Origin of the sequence: Marichromatium bheemlicum (assembly GCF_012276755.1) — a bacterium.
Taxonomy (GTDB): Bacteria; Pseudomonadota; Gammaproteobacteria; order Chromatiales; family Chromatiaceae; genus Marichromatium; species Marichromatium bheemlicum.
The window spans coordinates 56,738-75,305 of record NZ_JAAXKX010000008.1 but is presented as its reverse complement, the minus strand read 5'-3'; the positions used below and the strand labels follow the sequence as shown (position 1 = coordinate 75,305).

At 67.8% G+C, this 18,568-nt stretch carries 15 protein-coding genes and 1 riboswitch; of the genes, 10 read left to right on the top strand and 5 right to left on the bottom strand.

Annotated features, from left to right (window positions below; genetic code table 11):
* Positions 1-88: 88 nt before the first annotated feature.
* Together dxs and gloB are read left to right on the top strand one after the other, a co-directional pair.
* Positions 89-2,020 carry a 1-deoxy-D-xylulose-5-phosphate synthase gene (dxs, locus tag HF203_RS07655; protein WP_168668322.1) on the top strand — a complete coding sequence of 644 codons (1,932 nt, stop codon included), beginning with the start codon at positions 89-91 and terminating at the stop codon, positions 2,018-2,020.
* 80 nt (positions 2,021-2,100) lie between these two features.
* Positions 2,101-2,880, top strand: a complete 780-nt coding sequence (gene gloB / locus HF203_RS07650; RefSeq protein WP_168668320.1) for a hydroxyacylglutathione hydrolase — start codon at positions 2,101-2,103, stop codon at positions 2,878-2,880.
* Between the two features lie 37 nt (positions 2,881-2,917).
* On the opposite strand, the gene metF is transcribed toward gloB, so the two are convergent.
* The 3 genes from metF to metK form a co-directional block, all read right to left on the bottom strand.
* Positions 2,918-3,778, bottom strand: coding sequence for a methylenetetrahydrofolate reductase [NAD(P)H] (gene metF, locus HF203_RS07645; RefSeq protein ID WP_168668318.1), 861 nt, complete (start codon positions 3,776-3,778; stop codon positions 2,918-2,920).
* Positions 3,779-3,913: 135 nt separating this feature from the next.
* Positions 3,914-5,320 (bottom strand): adenosylhomocysteinase, encoded by a 1,407-nt coding sequence (ahcY, locus tag HF203_RS07640; protein ID WP_168668316.1) that lies wholly within the window; start codon positions 5,318-5,320, stop codon positions 3,914-3,916.
* A gap of 22 nt (positions 5,321-5,342) precedes the next feature.
* Positions 5,343-5,430, bottom strand: a riboswitch (S-adenosyl-L-homocysteine riboswitch).
* 16 nt (positions 5,431-5,446) lie between these two features.
* Complete coding sequence (metK, locus tag HF203_RS07635; protein ID WP_168668314.1) at positions 5,447-6,637, bottom strand: methionine adenosyltransferase; 1,191 nt, start codon at positions 6,635-6,637, stop codon at positions 5,447-5,449.
* 358 nt (positions 6,638-6,995) lie between these two features.
* Here metK and HF203_RS07630 point away from each other — a divergent pair, with 358 nt between their 5' ends.
* The 8 genes from HF203_RS07630 to HF203_RS07595 all read left to right on the top strand — a co-directional run bounded on the left by HF203_RS07630 (position 6,996) and on the right by HF203_RS07595 (position 16,373).
* Entirely contained in the window at positions 6,996-7,553 is a 558-nt protein-coding gene (locus HF203_RS07630) for a thioredoxin family protein (protein WP_168668312.1), read from the top strand.
* 348 nt (positions 7,554-7,901) lie between these two features.
* Positions 7,902-9,914, top strand: a complete 2,013-nt coding sequence (gene tkt / locus HF203_RS07625; RefSeq protein ID WP_168668310.1) for a transketolase — start codon at positions 7,902-7,904, stop codon at positions 9,912-9,914.
* Between the two features lie 150 nt (positions 9,915-10,064).
* A complete protein-coding gene (gene gap / locus HF203_RS07620; protein WP_168668308.1) occupies positions 10,065-11,066 on the top strand; it encodes a type I glyceraldehyde-3-phosphate dehydrogenase in 1,002 nt (333 codons plus the stop codon).
* Between the two features lie 159 nt (positions 11,067-11,225).
* The gene (locus HF203_RS07615; RefSeq protein WP_168668298.1) at positions 11,226-12,407 is read left to right on the top strand and encodes a phosphoglycerate kinase; all 1,182 of its coding nucleotides are present in this window, start codon (positions 11,226-11,228) and stop codon (positions 12,405-12,407) included.
* A gap of 71 nt (positions 12,408-12,478) precedes the next feature.
* A complete protein-coding gene (gene pyk, locus HF203_RS07610) occupies positions 12,479-13,921 on the top strand; it encodes a pyruvate kinase (protein ID WP_168668296.1) in 1,443 nt (480 codons plus the stop codon).
* A gap of 58 nt (positions 13,922-13,979) precedes the next feature.
* Positions 13,980-15,044 carry a class II fructose-bisphosphate aldolase gene (gene fba / locus HF203_RS07605; RefSeq protein ID WP_168668294.1) on the top strand — a complete coding sequence of 355 codons (1,065 nt, stop codon included), beginning with the start codon at positions 13,980-13,982 and terminating at the stop codon, positions 15,042-15,044.
* A gap of 135 nt (positions 15,045-15,179) precedes the next feature.
* Entirely contained in the window at positions 15,180-15,641 is a 462-nt protein-coding gene (locus tag HF203_RS07600) for a hypothetical protein (protein ID WP_168668286.1), read from the top strand.
* Between the two features lie 24 nt (positions 15,642-15,665).
* Entirely contained in the window at positions 15,666-16,373 is a 708-nt protein-coding gene (locus HF203_RS07595; RefSeq protein ID WP_168668284.1) for a DUF2726 domain-containing protein, read from the top strand.
* 730 nt (positions 16,374-17,103) lie between these two features.
* Here the strand turns inward: HF203_RS07595 and HF203_RS07590 are convergent.
* Both HF203_RS07590 and HF203_RS07585 read right to left on the bottom strand, forming a co-directional pair.
* Positions 17,104-17,427: a Rieske (2Fe-2S) protein gene (locus tag HF203_RS07590; protein WP_168668282.1), complete on the bottom strand. Its 324-nt coding sequence runs from the start codon at positions 17,425-17,427 to the stop codon at positions 17,104-17,106.
* On the bottom strand, positions 17,427-18,548 hold the full coding sequence (locus HF203_RS07585; protein WP_168668280.1) for an anthranilate phosphoribosyltransferase: 1,122 nt from the start codon (positions 18,546-18,548) through the stop codon (positions 17,427-17,429). The genes HF203_RS07590 and HF203_RS07585 overlap by 1 nt, the downstream gene beginning before the upstream one ends.
* Positions 18,549-18,568: the final 20 nt, after the last annotated feature.

Here is an 18,568-nt window from a genome sequence, read left to right as displayed (position 1 = left end):
GGCAGCGTCCGATGCGCTTTCGCATTGGGCAGCGCCGAATCGATTCGTCTAAACTAGTCGACCTGCCAAAAAAACAGCCAGTCAGATCATGCCCGACCGCACTCAGAGTGATACCGGCGCCGCTGTGCAGCGGCATCCGCTTCTCGCCTCGATCGACTCCCCGGCCGACCTGCGCGCCCTGCCCGAGAGCCAGCTCCCGGATGTCGCGCGCGAGTTGCGTTCGTTCCTCGTCGATACCGTCTCGCGCACCGGTGGTCATCTGGCGGCCGGGCTCGGGGTGGTGGAGCTGACCCTCGGCCTGCACTACGTCTTCAACACCCCCGAGGACCGGGTGGTGTGGGACGTCGGTCATCAGGCCTATCCGCACAAGATCCTCACCGGACGGCGCGCGCGCATGCACAGCCTGCGTCAGAAGGGTGGGCTGTCGGGCTTCCCTAAGCGTGGCGAGAGTGAGTACGACACCTTCGGCGTGGGCCACTCCAGCACCTCGATCAGCGCCGCGCTGGGCATGGCGATCGCCGCCAAGCAGCGCGGCGAGCGGCGCAATGTCATCGCCGTGATCGGCGACGGGGCGCTGAGCGCGGGCATGGCCTTCGAGGCGCTCAATCACGCAGGCTCGATGGACATCGACCTGACGGTGATCCTCAACGACAACGAGATGTCGATCTCGCCCCCGGTCGGGGCCATCAGCAATCACCTGGCGCGACTGCTCTCGGGCAAGCTCTACACCAGCATGCGCGAGGGCAGCAAGAGTGCGCTGCGCGGCATGCCGCAGCTGCGTGAGCTGGTCGGGCGCTGGGAAGAGCACATGAAGGGCATGGTGATGCCGAGCACCCTGTTTGAGGAGATCGGCTTCAACTACATTGGCCCGATCGACGGCCATGACCTCGAGTCGGTGATCAAGACCCTGCGCAACGTCAAGGGCATGCCGGGGCAGCGGTTGCTGCACGTGGTTACCCACAAGGGGCACGGCTACGAGCCGGCCGAGGGTCAGCCGGTGACCTTCCACGGTGTTACCCCCTTCGACCGTCAGACCGGCGAGTTTCGCAAGTCCAAGGCCAAGGGCCCGACCTATACCAAGGTGTTCGGTTCCTGGCTGTGTGACACCGCCGCGCGCGACCCGCGCCTGGTGGCGATCACCCCGGCGATGTGCGAGGGCTCGGGGATGGGCGAGTTCGCCAAGCGCTTCCCGCAGCGCTTCCACGATGTCGGCATCGCCGAGCAGCATGCGGTAACGCTCGCCGCAGGCATGGCCTGCGAGGGCGTCAAGCCGGTGGTGGCGATCTATTCGAGCTTCTTGCAGCGCGCCTTCGACCAGCTCGTCCACGACGTCTGTCTGCAACAGCTCGACGTCACCCTGGCGGTCGATCGCGGTGGTCTGGTCGGGGCCGACGGTGCCACCCACGCCGGCTGCTTCGATCTCAGCTTCTCGCGTCCGCTGCCCGACCTGGTGATCATGGCCCCGGCCGACGAGAACGAGTGTCGGCAGATGCTCAAGACCGGCTACGAGTTCGAGGGGCCGGCGCTGGTGCGCTATCCGCGCGGCGTCGGTCCCGGTGTCGCCGTCGACCCTGAGGCCCCGGCGCTGCCGATCGGGCGCGGCCTGCGGGTGCGCGAGGGGCGTCGGGTGGCGATGCTCGCCTTCGGCACCATGGTCGCGCCGGCACTGGAGGTCGCCGAGGAGCTGGACGCGACGGTTGCCAACATGCGCTTCGTCAAGCCGCTCGATCGCGAGTTGGTCCTCGCGCTGGCGCGCGAGCACGCGTTGCTGGTCACCCTGGAGGAGAACACCATCGCCGGTGGCGCCGGTAGCGCGGTCACCGAGCTGCTCAGTGCCGAGGGCGTGGTGGTGCCGGTGCTCCAGCTCGGGCTGCCCGATCGCAACATCGACCATGCCACCCAGGCCGAGCAGCTCGCCGAGTGTGGGCTCGATGTCGCGGGTATCCGCGACTCGGTGAGCCAGGCGCTCGCCGCGCTCGAGGCCACCGCGCCGCGCCGCGAGCAGACGCTCGCCGGCTAGCCGCAGCCGTGCCGGGCGTCATGCGCCCGGCCGTCTCCCCCCCATCGCCGTCCCCGCCGTTGCCCGAGGAGTCGTCGATCATGCTCGAACCCATCGCCATCCCCGCCTTCGAGGACAACTACATCTGGTTGCTGCGCGCCCCTGACGGGGCGGTTGCGACCGTCGTCGACCCGGGTGAGGCCGCCCCGGTGCTGGCCTATCTCCATGACGCCGGATTGACGCTCGGGGCGGTGCTGATCACCCACCATCATCGCGACCACCTCGGTGGCGTCGAGACCCTGCGCGCCGCCTTCCCCGAGGCCGAGGTGTATGCCCCGGAGGACGCGCGTATCGCCTGCGCCGAGCATCGGGTCGGCGAGGGCGACCGCATCCGACCCGCCGGGCTCGATGTCGAATTCCAGGTGCTGGAGGTGCCGGGGCACACCGCCACCCATGTCGCCTATCTCGGTGAGGGGCGGCTGTTCTGCGGCGATACCCTGTTTGCCGGCGGCTGTGGCCGGGTGTTCGACGGCACCGCCGAGGAGCTGGCGCGCTCGCTGGCGCGGATTGCACGGCTGGCGCCGGAGACGCGGTGTCATTGCGCCCACGAGTACACCGAGGCCAACCTCGGCTTCGCCCGCTGGGTCGAGCCGCAGAGCGCGGCGTTGATGGCGCGCATCGCCGAGGTCCGGGCGGCGCGTGCGGCGGGTCGGGAGACGGTGCCAAGCACGCTCGCCGAGGAGCTGGCGACCAACCCCTTCCTGCGTGTCGCGGTGCCCGAGGTGCGCGCGGCCGCCGAGCGTTTCGCCGGCGCGGCGCTGGAGGAGCCGGCGGCGGTGTTCGCGGCGCTGCGACGCTGGAAGGACGAGCGCTACGACTGAGGCGCCGGCGTGTCTGAGACACGCCGGCGCGGCGGGCTCAGGCGCCGCCGGGTAGCCCCAGGTCGCGCCACAGACGCAGCGTCGGGCCGGACTGGTTCATGGTGTAGAAGTGCAACCCGGGGGCGCCGCCCTCGAGCAGGCGCCGGCACAGCTGCAGCACCACCTGGTGACCGAACTCGCGGGTGCTGGCGAGATCGTCGCCGAAGCCCTCGAGCCGACGCCGGATCCAGCGCGGGATCTCGGCGCCACAGGCGTCGGAGAAGCGGGCGAGCTGGCTGTGGTTGGTGATCGGCATGATACCGGGGACGATGGGGATGTCGATGCCCAGCGCCTGGCAGCGCTCGACGAGGGCGAAGTAGGCGTCGGCGTTGTAGAAGTACTGGGTGATGGCGGCGTCGGCGCCGGCCTCGACCTTGCGCTTGAAGTTGGCCAGGTCGCGGTCCGGGGTGCCGGACTGGGGGTGGTACTCGGGGTAGGCCGCGACCTCGATACGGAAGTGATCGCCGGTGCGCTCGCGGATGAACGCGACGAGTTCGTTGGCATAGCGGAAGTCACCGCCGATGCCGCCACCCATGCCCGAGGGCAGGTCACCGCGCAGGGCGACCAGGCGATCGATGCCCTGTTCACGATAATGCTCCAGCAGCTCCAGGACCTCGCCCTGGGTCGAGCCGATGCAGGCGAGATGGGGGGCGGTGTCGATACCCTGGCGGCGCAGCCAGGAGACGGTCTCGAAGGTGCCCTTGCGGGTCGAGCCGCCGGCGCCGTAGGTGACCGAGAAGTAACGCGGTGCGACGGTGTTGAGGGTGGCGATCTCGCCCTTGAGGCGCTCCATGCGCTCGGCAGTCTTGGGCGGGAACAGCTCGAGGCTGTAGGTCGGGGTGGGGTCTTGTGGCGACATGCTCTGGCACTCCGGCCACCGCCGCGCACGGGTGCGGACGCGCCTGCGGCGCGGCGGTCGCGTGATGGTTGATGCGAGGTCCGTCATCGCCACGATGGCCGTGGCTCGGGGCCGCGGCCATCGCGTGCGATTAGCTTAGTAGCGGTAGTGATCCGGCTTGTACGGACCCTTCACGTCGACACCGATATAGGCGGCCTGATCCTCGCTGAGGGTGGTCAGGTGGGCGCCGATTTTGCCTAGGTGCAGCCGCGCGACCTCCTCGTCGAGGTGCTTGGGCAGGATGTAGACCCCGATCGGGTACGCGTCTTCCTTGGTGAAGAGCTCGATCTGCGCCAGCACCTGGTTGGTGAAGCTGTTGGACATCACGAAGCTCGGGTGGCCGGTGGCGCAGCCGAGGTTCACCAGACGTCCCTGGGCGAGCATGATGATGCGTTTGCCATCGGGGAAGATGATGTGGTCGACCTGCGGCTTGATCTCCTCCCACTGGTACTGACTGACGCTGGCGATATCGATCTCGTTGTCGAAGTGACCGATGTTGCAGACGATCGCCTGATCCTTCATCGCCACCATGTGCTCGTGGCGGATGATGTCCTTGTTGCCGGTGGTGGTGACGAAGATGTCGGCGATCGGTGCCGCCTCCTCCATGGTCACCACGCGGAAGCCCTCCATTGCCGCCTGCAGGGCGCAGATCGGGTCGATCTCCGAGACCCACACGGTGGCGCCGAGTCCGCGCAGCGACTGGGCGCAGCCCTTGCCGACATCGCCATAGCCACAGACCATGCCGATCTTGCCGGCGATCATCACGTCGGTGGCGCGCTTGATGCCGTCGACGAGCGATTCACGACACCCGTAGAGGTTGTCGAACTTGGATTTGGTCACCGAGTCGTTGACATTGATCGCGGGGAATAGCAGCGAGCCGTTCTTGGCCATCTCGTAGAGGCGGTGGACACCGGTGGTGGTCTCCTCGGTGACGCCCTTGATGCCCTCGGCGATCTTGTGCCAGTGCTGGTGGTCACGCTCGAAGGTGCGCCCGAGCACGCCGAGCACCGCGGTCCACTCCTCGTTGTCCTCGGCGGTGGGGGCGGGGACCGCGCCGGCCTTCTCGTACTCGACGCCCTTGTGCACCAGCAGGGTGGCGTCGCCGCCGTCGTCGAGGATCATGTTCGGGCCCTGGCCGTCGGGCCAGTTGAGCACCTGCTCGGTGCACCACCAGTACTCCTCCAGGGTCTCGCCCTTCCAGGCATAGACCGGGATGCCACCAGCGGCGATCGCGGCGGCGGCATGATCCTGGGTGGAGAAGATGTTGCACGAGCACCAACGCACCTCGGCGCCGAGCGCGACCAGGGTCTCGATCAGCACGGCGGTCTGGATGGTCATGTGCAGGCTGCCGGTGATGCGGGCGCCGGCGAGGGGCTTGGAGGGGCCGTACTTCTCGCGCAGGGCCATCAGGCCCGGCATCTCGGTCTCGGCGATGGCGATCTCGCGGCGACCGAAGTCGGCGAGGGTGATGTCAGCGACCTTGTAATCGGTGAACTCACTCATGGTTGATCAGCTCCTGATGAATCGTGAGTGAGCGCCGTTCGAATTGTATGCCCCGTCTCCGAGCCTGGCCCCGACTGCGATGGTCGTGGGTTGCAGCGCTCCTCGGTGGCGGGGGGCTGGGGCGAGTTAGAGCCCGGCGGCGGCGCGCAGCGCCTCGGCCTTGTCGGTCCGCTCCCAGGTGAAACCGGCCTCGGGACGACCGAAGTGGCCGTAGGCGGCGGTATCGCGATACTTGATCAGTTCGCGGTTGGTCAGGTCAAGCATATTGATGATGCCATAGGGGCGCAGGTCGAAGTGCTCGCGCACCAGCTCGACGATGCGCTCCTCGCTCACATGCGCGGTGCCGAAGGTCTCGATCGAGACCGAGGTCGGCTCGGCGACACCGATGGCGTAGGAGACCTGGATCTCGCACTTGTCGGCGAGTCCGGCGGCGACGATGTTCTTGGCGACATAGCGACCGGCGTAGGCGGCCGAGCGGTCGACCTTGGACGGGTCCTTGCCGGAGAAGGCACCGCCGCCGTGGCGGGCCATGCCGCCGTAGGTGTCGACGATGATCTTGCGCCCGGTCAGGCCGCAGTCGCCGACGGGGCCGCCGATGACGAACTTGCCGGTGGGGTTGATGTGGAACTTGGTCTCGGCGTTGAGCCAGCCGGTGGGATCGAGTACCGGCTTGATGATCTCCTCCATCACCGCCTCCTGCAGCACGCTCTCGCTGACGTCCTCGGCGTGCTGGGTGGAGAGCACTACGGCGTCGACACCGACCGGCTTGCCGTCACGATAGCGCATGGTGATCTGTGACTTGGCGTCGGGACGCAGCCAGGGCAGGGCGCCGTTTTTGCGCACCTCGGCCTGACGCTTCACCAGGCGGTGGGCATAGTCGATCGGGGCCGGCATCAGCATGTCGGTCTCGTTGGTGGCATAGCCGAACATCAGCCCCTGGTCACCGGCACCCTGGGCCTCTTCGCTCTCGCGATCGACACCCTGGTTGATGTCCTTGGACTGCTCGCCGAGGGCGATCAGCACGCCACAGGTGTTGCCGTCGAAGCCGACCTCGGAGTTGTCGTAGCCGATATCCTTGATGACCTGGCGCGCCACGCGCTCGTAGTCGATCTTGAGATCGGCATCGGTCACCGTGATCTCGCCGGCGAGCATCACGAAGCCGGTCTTGACCAGGGTCTCGCAGGCCACGCGGGCCTTAGCGTGGTTGGGGTCGCGGCGATAGATCTCGTCGAGGACGGCGTCCGAGATCTGGTCGGCCATCTTGTCCGGGTGGCCTTCCGAAACGGATTCGGAGGTGAAGATGTAGTCCTTGCTCATGCGAGTCGAGCCCTTTTCATGGCGCCGGTTCGGCGCGTTGATGAGGTCGCTCATAATAGCGGCTTGCGTGACGTTCGCGAACCCCGCGCCCAGGCGGCGTGGCGCTGGCGAACGCGGGGGCGGGGGCGAGATTTGGATTCCCCTGCTGTTCCGGTAACATGCGTCGGCGACGGGGCGAAACGGCGGGCGGTGGACACATGTCCGGGCCCCGAATGGGGGCGGTCTCGGCGTGCAGTCGATGGCGCGAGTGTGGCATGTTGGCGCCGCCGGCGTGGTGTCGTCTCGTCATCCATCCCCTTCGCTCGAACCGCGGGGGGCGGCCCCGCGCCCTCGAACCGCCAACTCGGAGGATCCTGCCATGGTTTCACTCGAGACCCCTGTGTGTGACTTCGGTCGACCGGCCCCGGACTTTGTCCTGCCGGGTGTCGATGGCCGTACCTGGACGCGCGATGCCTGCAGCGGCGAGCGCGGGCTGCTGGTGATGTTCATCTGCAACCACTGCCCTTACGTCCAGGCGGTGCGCGAGCGCATCGTGCGCGACACCGCCGAGCTGGCCACGTTCGGCATCGGTAGCGTGGCGATCATGTCCAACGACGTCGCCGACTACCCCGAGGACTCGTTCGACAACATGCGCGAGGTCGCCGAGCGTTTCGCCTTTCCCTTCCCCTATCTCTACGACGCCGACCAGGCGGTGGCCAAGGCCTATGGCGCGGTCTGCACGCCCGACTTCTTCGGTTACAACGCCGCGCTCGAGCTGCAGTATCGCGGTCGGCTCGATGCCAGCCGCAAGCAGGCCGCCCCCGCTGATGTGCGTCGCGACCTGTTCGAGGCGATGCGCGAGGTCGCACTGAGCGGGCGTGGTCCGACCGAGCAGATCCCGAGCATGGGTTGCTCGATCAAATGGATGCAGGACTGAGCAGGGGACGGGCCGCGCCGGCGGGTTCGGCGCGGTGGTAAACTGATGTGCTATTTCCAGCGCCAATCCTGAATATTAGTAAATGTTAAAACAGTTTTTGGCGGCATAAGTTTGTTTTGATGTCCGACCCTGGACCTTTGGTTCACAATCAGGGGCCCTCTGTGGGGATTTCCGGTCGGTTGCCGTGTCTTCGCCGTTGGCGTGAGGCCGGGATCCGCCCCGCTCGATGCGGTCGTCAGCCCCGCACGCCATATTCATCGCATTCGCGGGTCGTTTTCGGGTGAGTCTGCGTAACCACGACGCCCCGACCCGCACAATCTTCGTCATCGTCAATTTCAGGAGGGGCTCATGTCCTCACGCAGAGAACTCGCCAACGCCGTCCGTGCGCTCGCCATGGACGCGGTGCAGAAGGCCAAGTCCGGGCACCCGGGCGCGCCGATGGGCATGGCCGACATCGCCGAGGTGTTGTGGAACGACTTCATGAACCACAACCCGGCCAACCCGGGGTGGGCCGATCGCGATCGCTTCGTGCTCTCCAACGGGCACGGCTCGATGCTGCTGTATTCTCTGCTGCACCTCACCGGCTACGACCTCGGTATCGAGGACCTCAAGCAGTTCCGCCAGCTCCACTCCAGGACCCCGGGCCACCCCGAGTACGGCTATGCCCCCGGTGTCGAGACCACCACCGGCCCGCTCGGCCAGGGCATTACCAACGCCGTCGGCATGGCGATCGCGGAGAAGGCGCTCGCCGCCCAGTTCAACCGTCCCGGTCACGCCATCGTCGATCACCACACCTATGCCTTCCTCGGCGACGGCTGCCTGATGGAGGGCATCTCGCACGAGGCCTGTTCGCTCGCCGGCGCACTTGGCCTGGGCAAGCTGATCGCCGTCTATGATGACAACAACATCTCCATCGACGGCGAGGTGCGCGGCGAGGGCGACACCCCCGGCTGGTTCCTCGACGACACCCCGAAGCGCTTCGAGGCCTACGGTTGGCACGTCATCCCCAAGGTCGACGGGCACGACCCCGACGCCATCAAGGTCGCCATCGAGGAGGCGCGTGAGGTCACCGATCGCCCGACGCTGATCTGCTGCCAGACCATCATCGGCTATGGCTCGCCCAACAAGCAGGGCACCGAGTCCTGTCACGGCGCTGCGCTCGGCGAGGAGGAGATCGCCCTCACCCGCGAGGCGCTGGGCTGGAGCCATCCGCCGTTCGAGATCCCCAAGGAGGTCTATGCCGGCTGGAACGCGCGCGAGCGCGGCGCCGCCGCCGAGGCCGAGTGGCGCGAGCGCTTCGCCGCCTATGCCAAGGCCTATCCCGCCGAGGCCGCCGAGTTCGAGCGGCGCATGGCCGGCGAGCTGCCGGCGAACTGGGCCGAGCAGGCCGATGCCTTTATTGCCGAGGTCGCCGCCAAGGGCGAGAGCATCGCCTCGCGTAAGGCCTCGCAGAACGCGCTCAACGGCTTCGGCCCGCTGCTCCCCGAGCTGCTCGGCGGCTCGGCCGATCTGGCCGGATCCAACCTGTCGCTGTGGAGCGATTGCAAGGGTCTCGGCAAGGGCGAGGCGCCGGGTAACTACGTCTACTACGGCGTGCGCGAGTTCGGCATGTCGGCGATCATCAACGGCATCGCCTTGCACGGCGGCTTCGTGCCCTATGGCGCGACCTTCCTGATGTTCTCCGAGTACGCCCGCAACGCGCTGCGCATGGCGGCGCTGATGAAGGTGCCCTCGATCTTCGTCTACACCCACGACTCCATCGGTCTCGGCGAGGACGGTCCCACCCACCAGCCGGTCGAGCAGATCCCGACCCTGCGCATGATCCCCAACATGAACGTGTGGCGGCCCTGCGACGCGGTCGAGTCGGCGGTCGCCTGGCGTCAGGCGATCGAGCGGCGCGACGGTCCCAGCGCGCTGATCTTCTCGCGTCAGGCGCTGCCACACGTCGAGCGTGACGCCGAGCAGCTGGCGGCGATCGCGCGCGGCGGCTACGTGGTGCGCGATTGCGCAGGTACCCCCGAGGTGATCATCATCGCCACCGGCTCCGAGGTCGCACTCGCCCTCGGTGCCGCCGATGCGCTCGAAGGGCGCGCGGTGCGTGTGGTGTCGATGCCCTCGACCGACGTCTTCGACGCCCAGGACGCGGCCTATCGCGAGTCGGTGCTGCCGCGCGCGGTCGAGGCGCGGGTGGCCGTCGAGGCGGCCGTCGGCGACGGTTGGTGGAAGTACGTCGGCTCGCGCGGCGCGGTGCTCGGCATCGATCGCTTCGGCGAGTCGGCCCCGGCCGGCGCGCTGTTCAAGGAGTTCGGCTTCACCGTCGACAACCTGGTCGCGGTCGTCGAGGGGGTACTGCAGGGTTGATGGGTCCGGCCCGCGGCCTGTTATGCCGCGGGTCGAACGCTCAATGACCGATAATCGCGTGGGGCGATGAGGCGGCGTCGCCGGCCCCTGGCGCCGCCCCCCTCACACGGTTCGATCTATTTCGCTCAACAAGTTAAGGAGCTTGAACGCATGACAATCAAAGTCGGTATCAACGGGTTCGGCCGTATCGGCCGGATGACCTTCCGGGCGATCTCCCAGTACTTCCCGGACATCGAGGTGGTGGCGATCAACGACCTGCTCGACCCCGAGTACCTGGCCTACATGCTCAAGTACGATTCGGTCCACGGTCGCTTCCCCGGCGAGGTCGCGGTCGATGGCTCGTCCATGATCGTCGACGGCAAGCGCATCCGTCTCACCGCCGAGCGCGACCCGGCCAACCTCAAGTGGAACGAGGCCGGGGTCGAGCTGGTGATCGAGAGCACCGGTTTCTTCCTCACCGCCGAGGCCTGCCAGAAGCACCTCGACGCCGGCGCCCGCAAGGTGGTGCAGAGCGCGCCCTCGAAGGACGCCACGCCGATGTTCGTGTTCGGCGTCAACCATCAGGAGTACGCCGGTCAGACGATCGTCTCGGCCGCCTCCTGCACCACCAACTGTCTGGCGCCGGTGGCCAAGGTGCTCAATGACAACTGGGGCGTGAAGCGTGGCCTGATGACCACGGTGCATGCCGCCACCGCCAGCCAGAAGACCGTCGACGGTCCGTCGATGAAGGACTGGCGCGGTGGTCGCGGTATCCTCGAGAACATCATCCCGTCCTCGACCGGCGCGGCCAAGGCCGTCGGCAAGGTGCTGCCGGCGCTCAACGGCAAGCTCACCGGCATGTCCTTCCGGGTGCCGACCTCGGACGTCTCGGTGGTCGACCTCACCGTCGAACTCGAGGCCCCGGCCGACTACGACGCCATCTGTGCGGCGATGCGCAAGGCCGCCGAGGGTGAGATGGCCGGTGTGCTCGCCTACACCGAGGACAAGGTGGTCTCGACCGACTTCCGCGGCTTCAACGCCCCCTCGATCTTCGACGCCACCGCCGGCATCGCGCTCGATCCGACCTTCATCAAGGTCGTCTCCTGGTACGACAACGAGTTCGGCTATACCTGCAACATGCTGCGGTTGGTCGAGTACGTGGCCAACAACTGAGGCCGCGCGCGGCGCCGCGAGGCGCCGTCGTCCAGACGACCGCCGTCTGGCGGTCGCCGTTGCGCCGTCGGCCGTTCCGGTCGGCGGCCCCGCCGAGGGCGATCAGGCAAGCCCGGGCTTGCGCCTGATCTCTTTCCCCATCCATCCAGAGGGTTTGTCATGTCCTTCATCAAGCTCACCGATCTCGACCTCGCGGGCAAGCGGGTGTTGATCCGTTCCGATCTCAATGTCCCGGTCAAGGACGGCCGGGTCAGCTCGGATGCGCGCATCCGCGCCTCGCTGGCGACCTACGAGCACTGTCTGCGCGCCGGCGCGCGGGTGCTGGTGATGTCGCACCTGGGCCGTCCCCAGGAGGGCGAGTACTCCGCCGAGAACTCGCTCGCCCCGGTCGCCGCCGATCTCGGCGCCAAGCTCGGACGCGAGGTGCGGCTGGTGGGTGACTATCTCGACACCCCGCCCGAGGTCGCCGAGGGCGAGCTGGTGCTGCTCGAGAACGTGCGCTTCAACGCCGGTGAGAAGAAGGACGACGAGGCGCTGGCGCGGCGCTACGCGGCGCTGTGCGACGTCTTCGTGATGGACGCCTTCGGCACCGCCCACCGCGCCCAGGCCTCGACCCACGGGGTCGGGCACTTCGCCCCCCAGGCCTGCGCCGGGCTGCTGCTCAGCGCCGAACTCGACGCCCTGCGTCAGGCGCTGGCCGAGCCGGCGCGCCCGATGGTGGCCATCGTCGGTGGCTCCAAGGTCTCGACCAAGCTCACCGTGCTCGAATCGCTGGCCGAGAAGGTCGACCAGCTGGTGGTCGGCGGCGGCATCGCCAACACCTTCCTCGCTGCCGCCGGGCTGCCGGTTGGCCAATCGCTGCACGAGGCCGACCTGGTACCGACTGCCAAGGCGTTGATGGAGACCATGGCCGCGCGTGGCGCCGGTATCCCGATCGCCACCGACGTGGTCTGTGGCAAGCGCTTCGACGAGCAGGAGCCGGCAGTGACCAAGGCCGCCACCGAGGTCGCCGAGGACGACATGATCTTCGACATCGGTCCGGACTCGGCGCGCGCCCTGGCCGAGGTTATCCAGGGGGCCGGCACCATCGTCTGGAACGGCCCGGTCGGGGTGTTCGAGTTCGACCAGTTCGGTGCGGGCACCCGGGTGGTTGCCGAGGCGATCGCCGCCGCCCCCGGCTTCAGTCTTGCCGGCGGTGGCGACACCATTGCCGCGATCCAGAAGTACGGCATCGAGGAGCGTGTCTCCTACATCTCCACCGCTGGTGGAGCCTTCCTCGAGTACCTGGAGGGTAAGACCCTGCCTGCGGTGGCCATGCTCGAGGCCCGGGCCAAGGATTGATCGACCCGGCTGGTCGATCCCGGCCGCGCCATCCGGCGCGGCCCCATTTGCACGCGGGAGGCAGTGACATCATGCCCAGACGTACCAAGATCGTCGCGACCCTGGGTCCGGCGACCGATGCGCCCGAGGTCATGGACGGGCTCATCGGTGCCGGACTCGACCTGGCTCGTCTCAATCTCTCCCACGACACCCATGCACGCCATCGCGAGCGGGTCGAGCGGCTGCGCGCGCGCGCCGCGGCCGCCGATACCGAGGTGGCGGTGCTGTTCGATCTGCAGGGGCCGAAGATCCGCATCGGTCGCTTCGCCGCCGGGCCGGTCCTGCTCGAGCGTGGTGCGGCCTTCGCCATCGACGCCGACTGCCCGCTCGATCGCGGTGACGCGAGCCGGGTCGGTACCACCTATCCGGCCTTGGTCGAGGACGTGCGTCCCGGCGACACCCTGCTGCTCGACGACGGCGCCATCGAGCTGTGGGTCGAGGCGGTCGAGGGCGGGCGGATGGCCTGCCGGGTGGTGATCGGTGGGCGGCTCTCCGACAACAAGGGGATCAACCGCAAGGGTGGCGGGCTCTCGGCCCCGGCGCTGACCGAGAAGGATCTGGCCGACATCCGCTTCGCCGCCGAACTCGGCGCCGACTATCTGGCCGTCTCCTTCGTGCGCAGTGCTGAGGACGTGCGTCAGGCACGCGCTCACTTCCAGGCCGCCGGCGGCCGCGGTGGGGTGGTGGCCAAGATCGAACGTGCCGAGGCGCTCGACGGCATCGACGCCATCATTAACGCCGCCGACGCCATCATGGTCGCACGCGGCGACCTCGGGGTGGAGATCGGCGATGCCGAGCTGCCGGCGGTGCAGAAGCACCTCATCAGCCGCGCCCGCGAACTCAACAGCGTGGTGATCACCGCCACCCAGATGATGCAGTCGATGATCGAGAGCCCGATCCCGACCCGCGCCGAGGTCTTCGACGTCGCCAATGCGGTGCTCGACGGCACCGATGCGGTGATGCTCTCAGCCGAGAGCTCGATCGGGCAGAATCCGGTCAAGGTGGTCGAGGCGCTCGACCGGATCTGTCGCGAGGCCGAGAAGAGCGTCACTCGCTCCGGACACCGGCTCGACTCGGTGTTCGGGCGTGTTGACGAGGCCATCGCCATGGCGGCGATGTACACCGCCAACCACCTCGGGGTGAAGGCCATCGCCGCGCTCACCGAGACCGGCTCGACGGTGAAGTGGATGTCGCGCATCAGCTCCGGCATCCCCATCCACGCCATGACCCGCTTCGACTCGACCCGGCGCAAGGTGTGTCTGTTCCGTGGCGTTTACCCGGTCGCCTTCGATGTCGCCAGTACCGACATCCACGAGGTCAACCGTGCGGTGATCGAGGAGCTACTGCGGCGCGGCACCGTGTGCGACGGCGACCTGGTGATCATCACCAAGGGCGATCGCAGCGGGGTCGAGGGCCAGACCAACATCATGAAGATCATGAGGGTCGGAGAACATCGAACCGCGAGCGAAGATTGACCCAGAGGCGTATCCTGAACACCGATTTCACCCCCGTCACTGACACGAGGAGAACACCATGGCACTGATATCCATGCGCCAGTTGCTGGATCACGCCGCCGAGTACGGCTATGGCGTGCCCGCCTTCAACGTCAACAACCTCGAACAGATGCGCGCCATCATGGAGGCGGCCGACGAGACCGACTCGCCGGTGATCGTCCAGGCCTCGGCCGGGGCGCGCAAGTACGCCGGCGCGCCCTTCCTGCGTCACCTGATCCTCGCCGCGGTCGAGGAGTGGCCGCACATCCCGGTGTGCATGCATCAGGACCATGGCACCTCGCCGGCGGTCTGTCAGCGTTCGATCCAGCTCGGCTTCTCCTCGGTGATGATGGACGGTTCGCTGGGCGAGGATGGCAAGACCCCGACCAGCTACGACTACAACGTCGACGTCACCCGGCGGGTGGTCGAGATCGCTCACGCCTGTGGCGTCTCGGTCGAGGGTGAGCTGGGTTGCCTGGGCTCGCTCGAGACCGGCACCGCGGGCGAGGAGGACGGCATCGGCGCCGAGGGCACGCTCGACCACAGCCAGCTGCTGACCGACCCCGAGGAGGCCGCCGACTTCGTCGCCAAGACCAAGGTCGATGCCCTGGCGATCGCCATCGGTACCTCTCACGGCGCCTACAAGTTCACCCGCCCGCCGACCGGTGACACCCTCGCCATCAGCCGTATCAAGGAGATCCACCAGCGTATCCCCAACACCCACCTGGTGATGCACGGTTCCTCCTCGGTGCCGCAGGAGTGGCTGGCGATCATCAACGAGTTCGGCGGCGACATGGGGGAGACCTATGGGGTGCCGGTCGAGGAGATCGTCGAGGGCATCAAGCATGGGGTGCGCAAGGTCAACATCGACACCGACCTGCGCATGGCCTCGACTGGTGCCATCCGCAAGCACCTTGCCGAGAACCGTGCCAACTTCGATCCGCGCAAGTACTACACCGCCGCCACCAAGGCGATGAAGGAGATCTGCCGGTCGCGCTACGAGGCCTTTGGCACCGCCGGGCACGCCAGCAAGATCACCGCCATCTCGCTGGAGCGGATGACGACCCGTTACGACAGCGGTGAACTCGACCCGCGCGTCAACTGAGGACGTGCGCGCGACCGGCGGAGACCTGTCCGCCGGTCACTCGACCGGGGCCCGGCGACGGGCCCCGTTCTCCTTGGGGTAGAATTGCCGCCGGCGACCATTCGGTCGGACTGGTTCTCGTGGAGTTGCTTCCCCATGCTTGGTTTCATTCGTAACGCGATCATCCTCTCGGCCATCGCCCTGGCGTTGTTGATGCTGACCCTCTCCTGGGCCCCGTACGGGCTCAAGCCCCGGCTCTGGCAACTCAACGAACTGCTCGAACAGACCCCGGCGGTCGCCGAGTACCCCTACGACTTCCGTGTCCTGACCTTCCTCAACGGGGTGGCCACGGTCACCAGTCCGCGCGCCTCGACGGTCGAGGAGACGCGTTATCTCGGCTGGATCGACCCGGCGCTGGCGCGCGGCGACGCGGCCGCTCAGGCGCAGTCGTTGCGCGCTGCGCGCGAGCAGCTGCAATACACCGAGATGTACGTGCTCCAGTTGCTGCTGTCGCAGTCCGATGTCGACTCGGTGGTGTGGGCGCTCGATCGCGCCTGGTTTAATCAGCACGGGGTGAAGCTCCCGCCCCAGGCCGAGCCCGGCCTGCCGCGCGGCTGAGCCCGTCCCGAGACCGGAGGGAGCATGGCCCATTTCTATCTGCTGCTCGGACTCACCGCACTGGTGCTGCTCGCCTTCGCGTTCAGCCTGTGGCGTGCGTTGTCGCCGCGTAACCGCCGCCCCTATGTGCTCTCCGGGGCGCTGCTCACGTCCACCCAGCGCGCCTTCGCCCATGCCCTGGAACAGTGTCTCGACGACCGCTACCGCCTCTATGCGCGAGTGCCGGCGACCGAGGTCTTGGCAGTGGCGCGGCGTACGCCGAAGCGCTGGCGCGAGCGCGCCGAGTGGCGCCTTGGCGAACGTTGTTTCGATTTCCTGATCTGCGATGCGGCGACTAGCAAGCCCTGCTGTGCCCTGGCGCTCTCCCCGGCGGGCTGGCTGCGTCGGCGCGAGCCACCGCGCGACCAGCTCGATACCATGTGTGCCACCGCCGGGCTGCCGTTGCTGCGCTTCCTCGAGTGTGAGCACTATGCCCCGGGCGATCTCGCCCCCCGATTGCGTACCGTGCTCGGCGCGACCGGTCGTGCCGCACCGCGCTCTCGCGCCCGCCCCTCCGACCCTCCTCAACCCAAGGTGGTGGTGCCGACCCTCGGTGGTGCGCGTGCCGAGCCAGTGCTCGGTGAGGTCGGTCCGGCCGACGTCACCGAGGGGCCGCGTTTTCGCATCGACGAGGACGTCGAGATCGGCGCCGACCGCCGCGAACCGGCACTAACCCCGCCTCGGGCGGAGTGAGGCACGTCGAGTCAGCAGTCGGCGACCAGCGATCAGGAGATTGAACCGCAAAGCCGCAAAGGACGCGAAGAGGTTCAAGTTGCCAGCGACCAGCTGACGGCCGCCAGCGAGAGGGGGCAGGCTTGTCTCGCACCTTCAAGGTTGACTGCAAACCGACACTGGAGGCTGGCAGCTGGAAGCCTTTCTTCATCTTCGCGCCCTTGGCGTCTTTGCGGTTCGAACCAGCTTCCAGCGGTCAGCTTCCAGCCTCCAGTCGGGGAGGCTGGTGTTGCATGGTCGGCGGTTGACGGGCAAGACGGTATCTTGGCGGTTCAATCTCTTCGACTGGCGCCCTCACATCGCCCGCCCGCGTCAGGTCGATCAGCGTCGTAGCGTCGTAGGTTGGGTTGCCCACCGCCGCGCTGCCCCAGTGCTGGAGCGGTGGCCGTTGATCGGTGGGCAACCCAACGACCGCGCGGATCTTTCTCAGGCGCAGATGTTGGGTTGCCGCTGCGCGGCAACCCAACCTACGGGGCTACCAGCTATCAGGAGATTGAACCGCAAAGCCGCAAAGGACGCGAAGAGGTTCAAGTTGCCAGCGACCAGCTGACAGCCGCCAGCGAGAGGGGGCAGGCTTGTCTCGCACCTTCAAGGTTGACTGCAAACCGACACTGGAGGCTGGCAGCTGGAAGCCTTTCTTCATCTTCGCGCCCTTCGCGGCTTTGCGGTTCAATCCTGGCGGCTGGCGTCCTCACTCGCCCGCCCGCGTCGGGTCGATCAGGATCTGGTCGTCGATGACCTCGACGTGGAAGGTGCGGATCGGGGTGTCGGCGGGCGCTTCGAGCGGCTGGCCGGTGCGCAGGCAGAAGCGGCTGCCGTGCAGCGAGCACTTGATGCGCGCGCCGTCGAGACAGCCGTAGGAGAGCGGATAGTCCTCGTGACTGCAGTTGTCCTCGACCGCATAGAGCCGGCCCTCGATCCGGGCGAGGATGCAGTCGATCCCCGCCACCCGGACGCGGATGAAGCCCCCCTCGGGGACCTCGTCGCTGCGCGCCGCCACGCGCGGCCCGGCCATCAGCACACCCGCCGCGCGGCGCGGCCGCTGTCGAGCACCGCGCGGGCACGGATTGCGCCCGCCTCCAGGCTGGGCACCCGACCCAGGTGCCAGAGGACCAGCGCCGCGCCCAGTACCAGGGCGTCATAGGCGGGGCCGCGCCCACCCTCGAGCGCGGCTAGCCCGGCGCGCGCGGCCGCGGCGGCGGTGGCCGGCAGGTCGACGGCGATGGCGATGTCGTCGCCGGCGCGGCTTGCCTGGGGCAGGGTCTCGGGCAGGGGAGGCGCGCGCAGCGCCTGTTCGATACCCAGGCTGGTGGGGTCGACCTCGAAGCCTTGCTCCTCGCCCATGCATTGATAGTTGAAGCACAGCCCACGCTGGCGCAACGAGGGGATGACGCCACCCTCGACCCCGCGGACCAGTAGCGCGGAGTCGAATCCGGCATGACGTGCGAGCAGGGCATAGATGCGCGGATAGGGTTTGTGCACATACCCGGTCAGCAGGTGGGTGTGGCGGCGTCCGTGCACCGGCCGCGCCAGCACCTCGACGGTGGTCAGCGCCTGGCGCTTGACGATGGTCTCGCGCAGTCCGAGCAGGTTGTGCAGCGACGCGCAATAGGCGCGCTGATCGACATAGCCCCAACCGAGGTCGGGATCGGAGAGGCGGGCGGCGACCTCGACCGGGGTGAGGTCGACGGCGACACCGGCGGCCTCGAGCACGTGCCTGTGGGTGACGCCGAACTTGGGGCCGACGGCGTGCGCGCCGTGGCTGATCGCCGCGACCCCGCACTCGGCCAGCAGCGGCATCAGGAAGGGCGAGACCGGAAGCGAGCGGTTGTAGCCGTCGTAGGGGTCGGCGATGTCGACCACCTCGTCGACCTCGGCGACGGCGTGACCGGTGGCCTCCTGGATGGCCTCAAGGATGCCGCGCAGCTCGTCGTCGGTCTCGCGCTTCATGCGTAGCGCGATGAGGAAGATGGCCGCCTGTATCGGGTTGGCGACACCGTCGAGGATGGCGCGCATCGCTCGTCGGGCCTCGGTCTGGGAGATGGCCTTGGAGAGTTCTGGGCCGGTGGCGACGCGCTGGATGATCGAGCGCATCAGCTCGGGGATGTCGGCGGCCGGGTTGGTGTCGCTGGGCATGGCTGTCCTCCGCTGGCGCG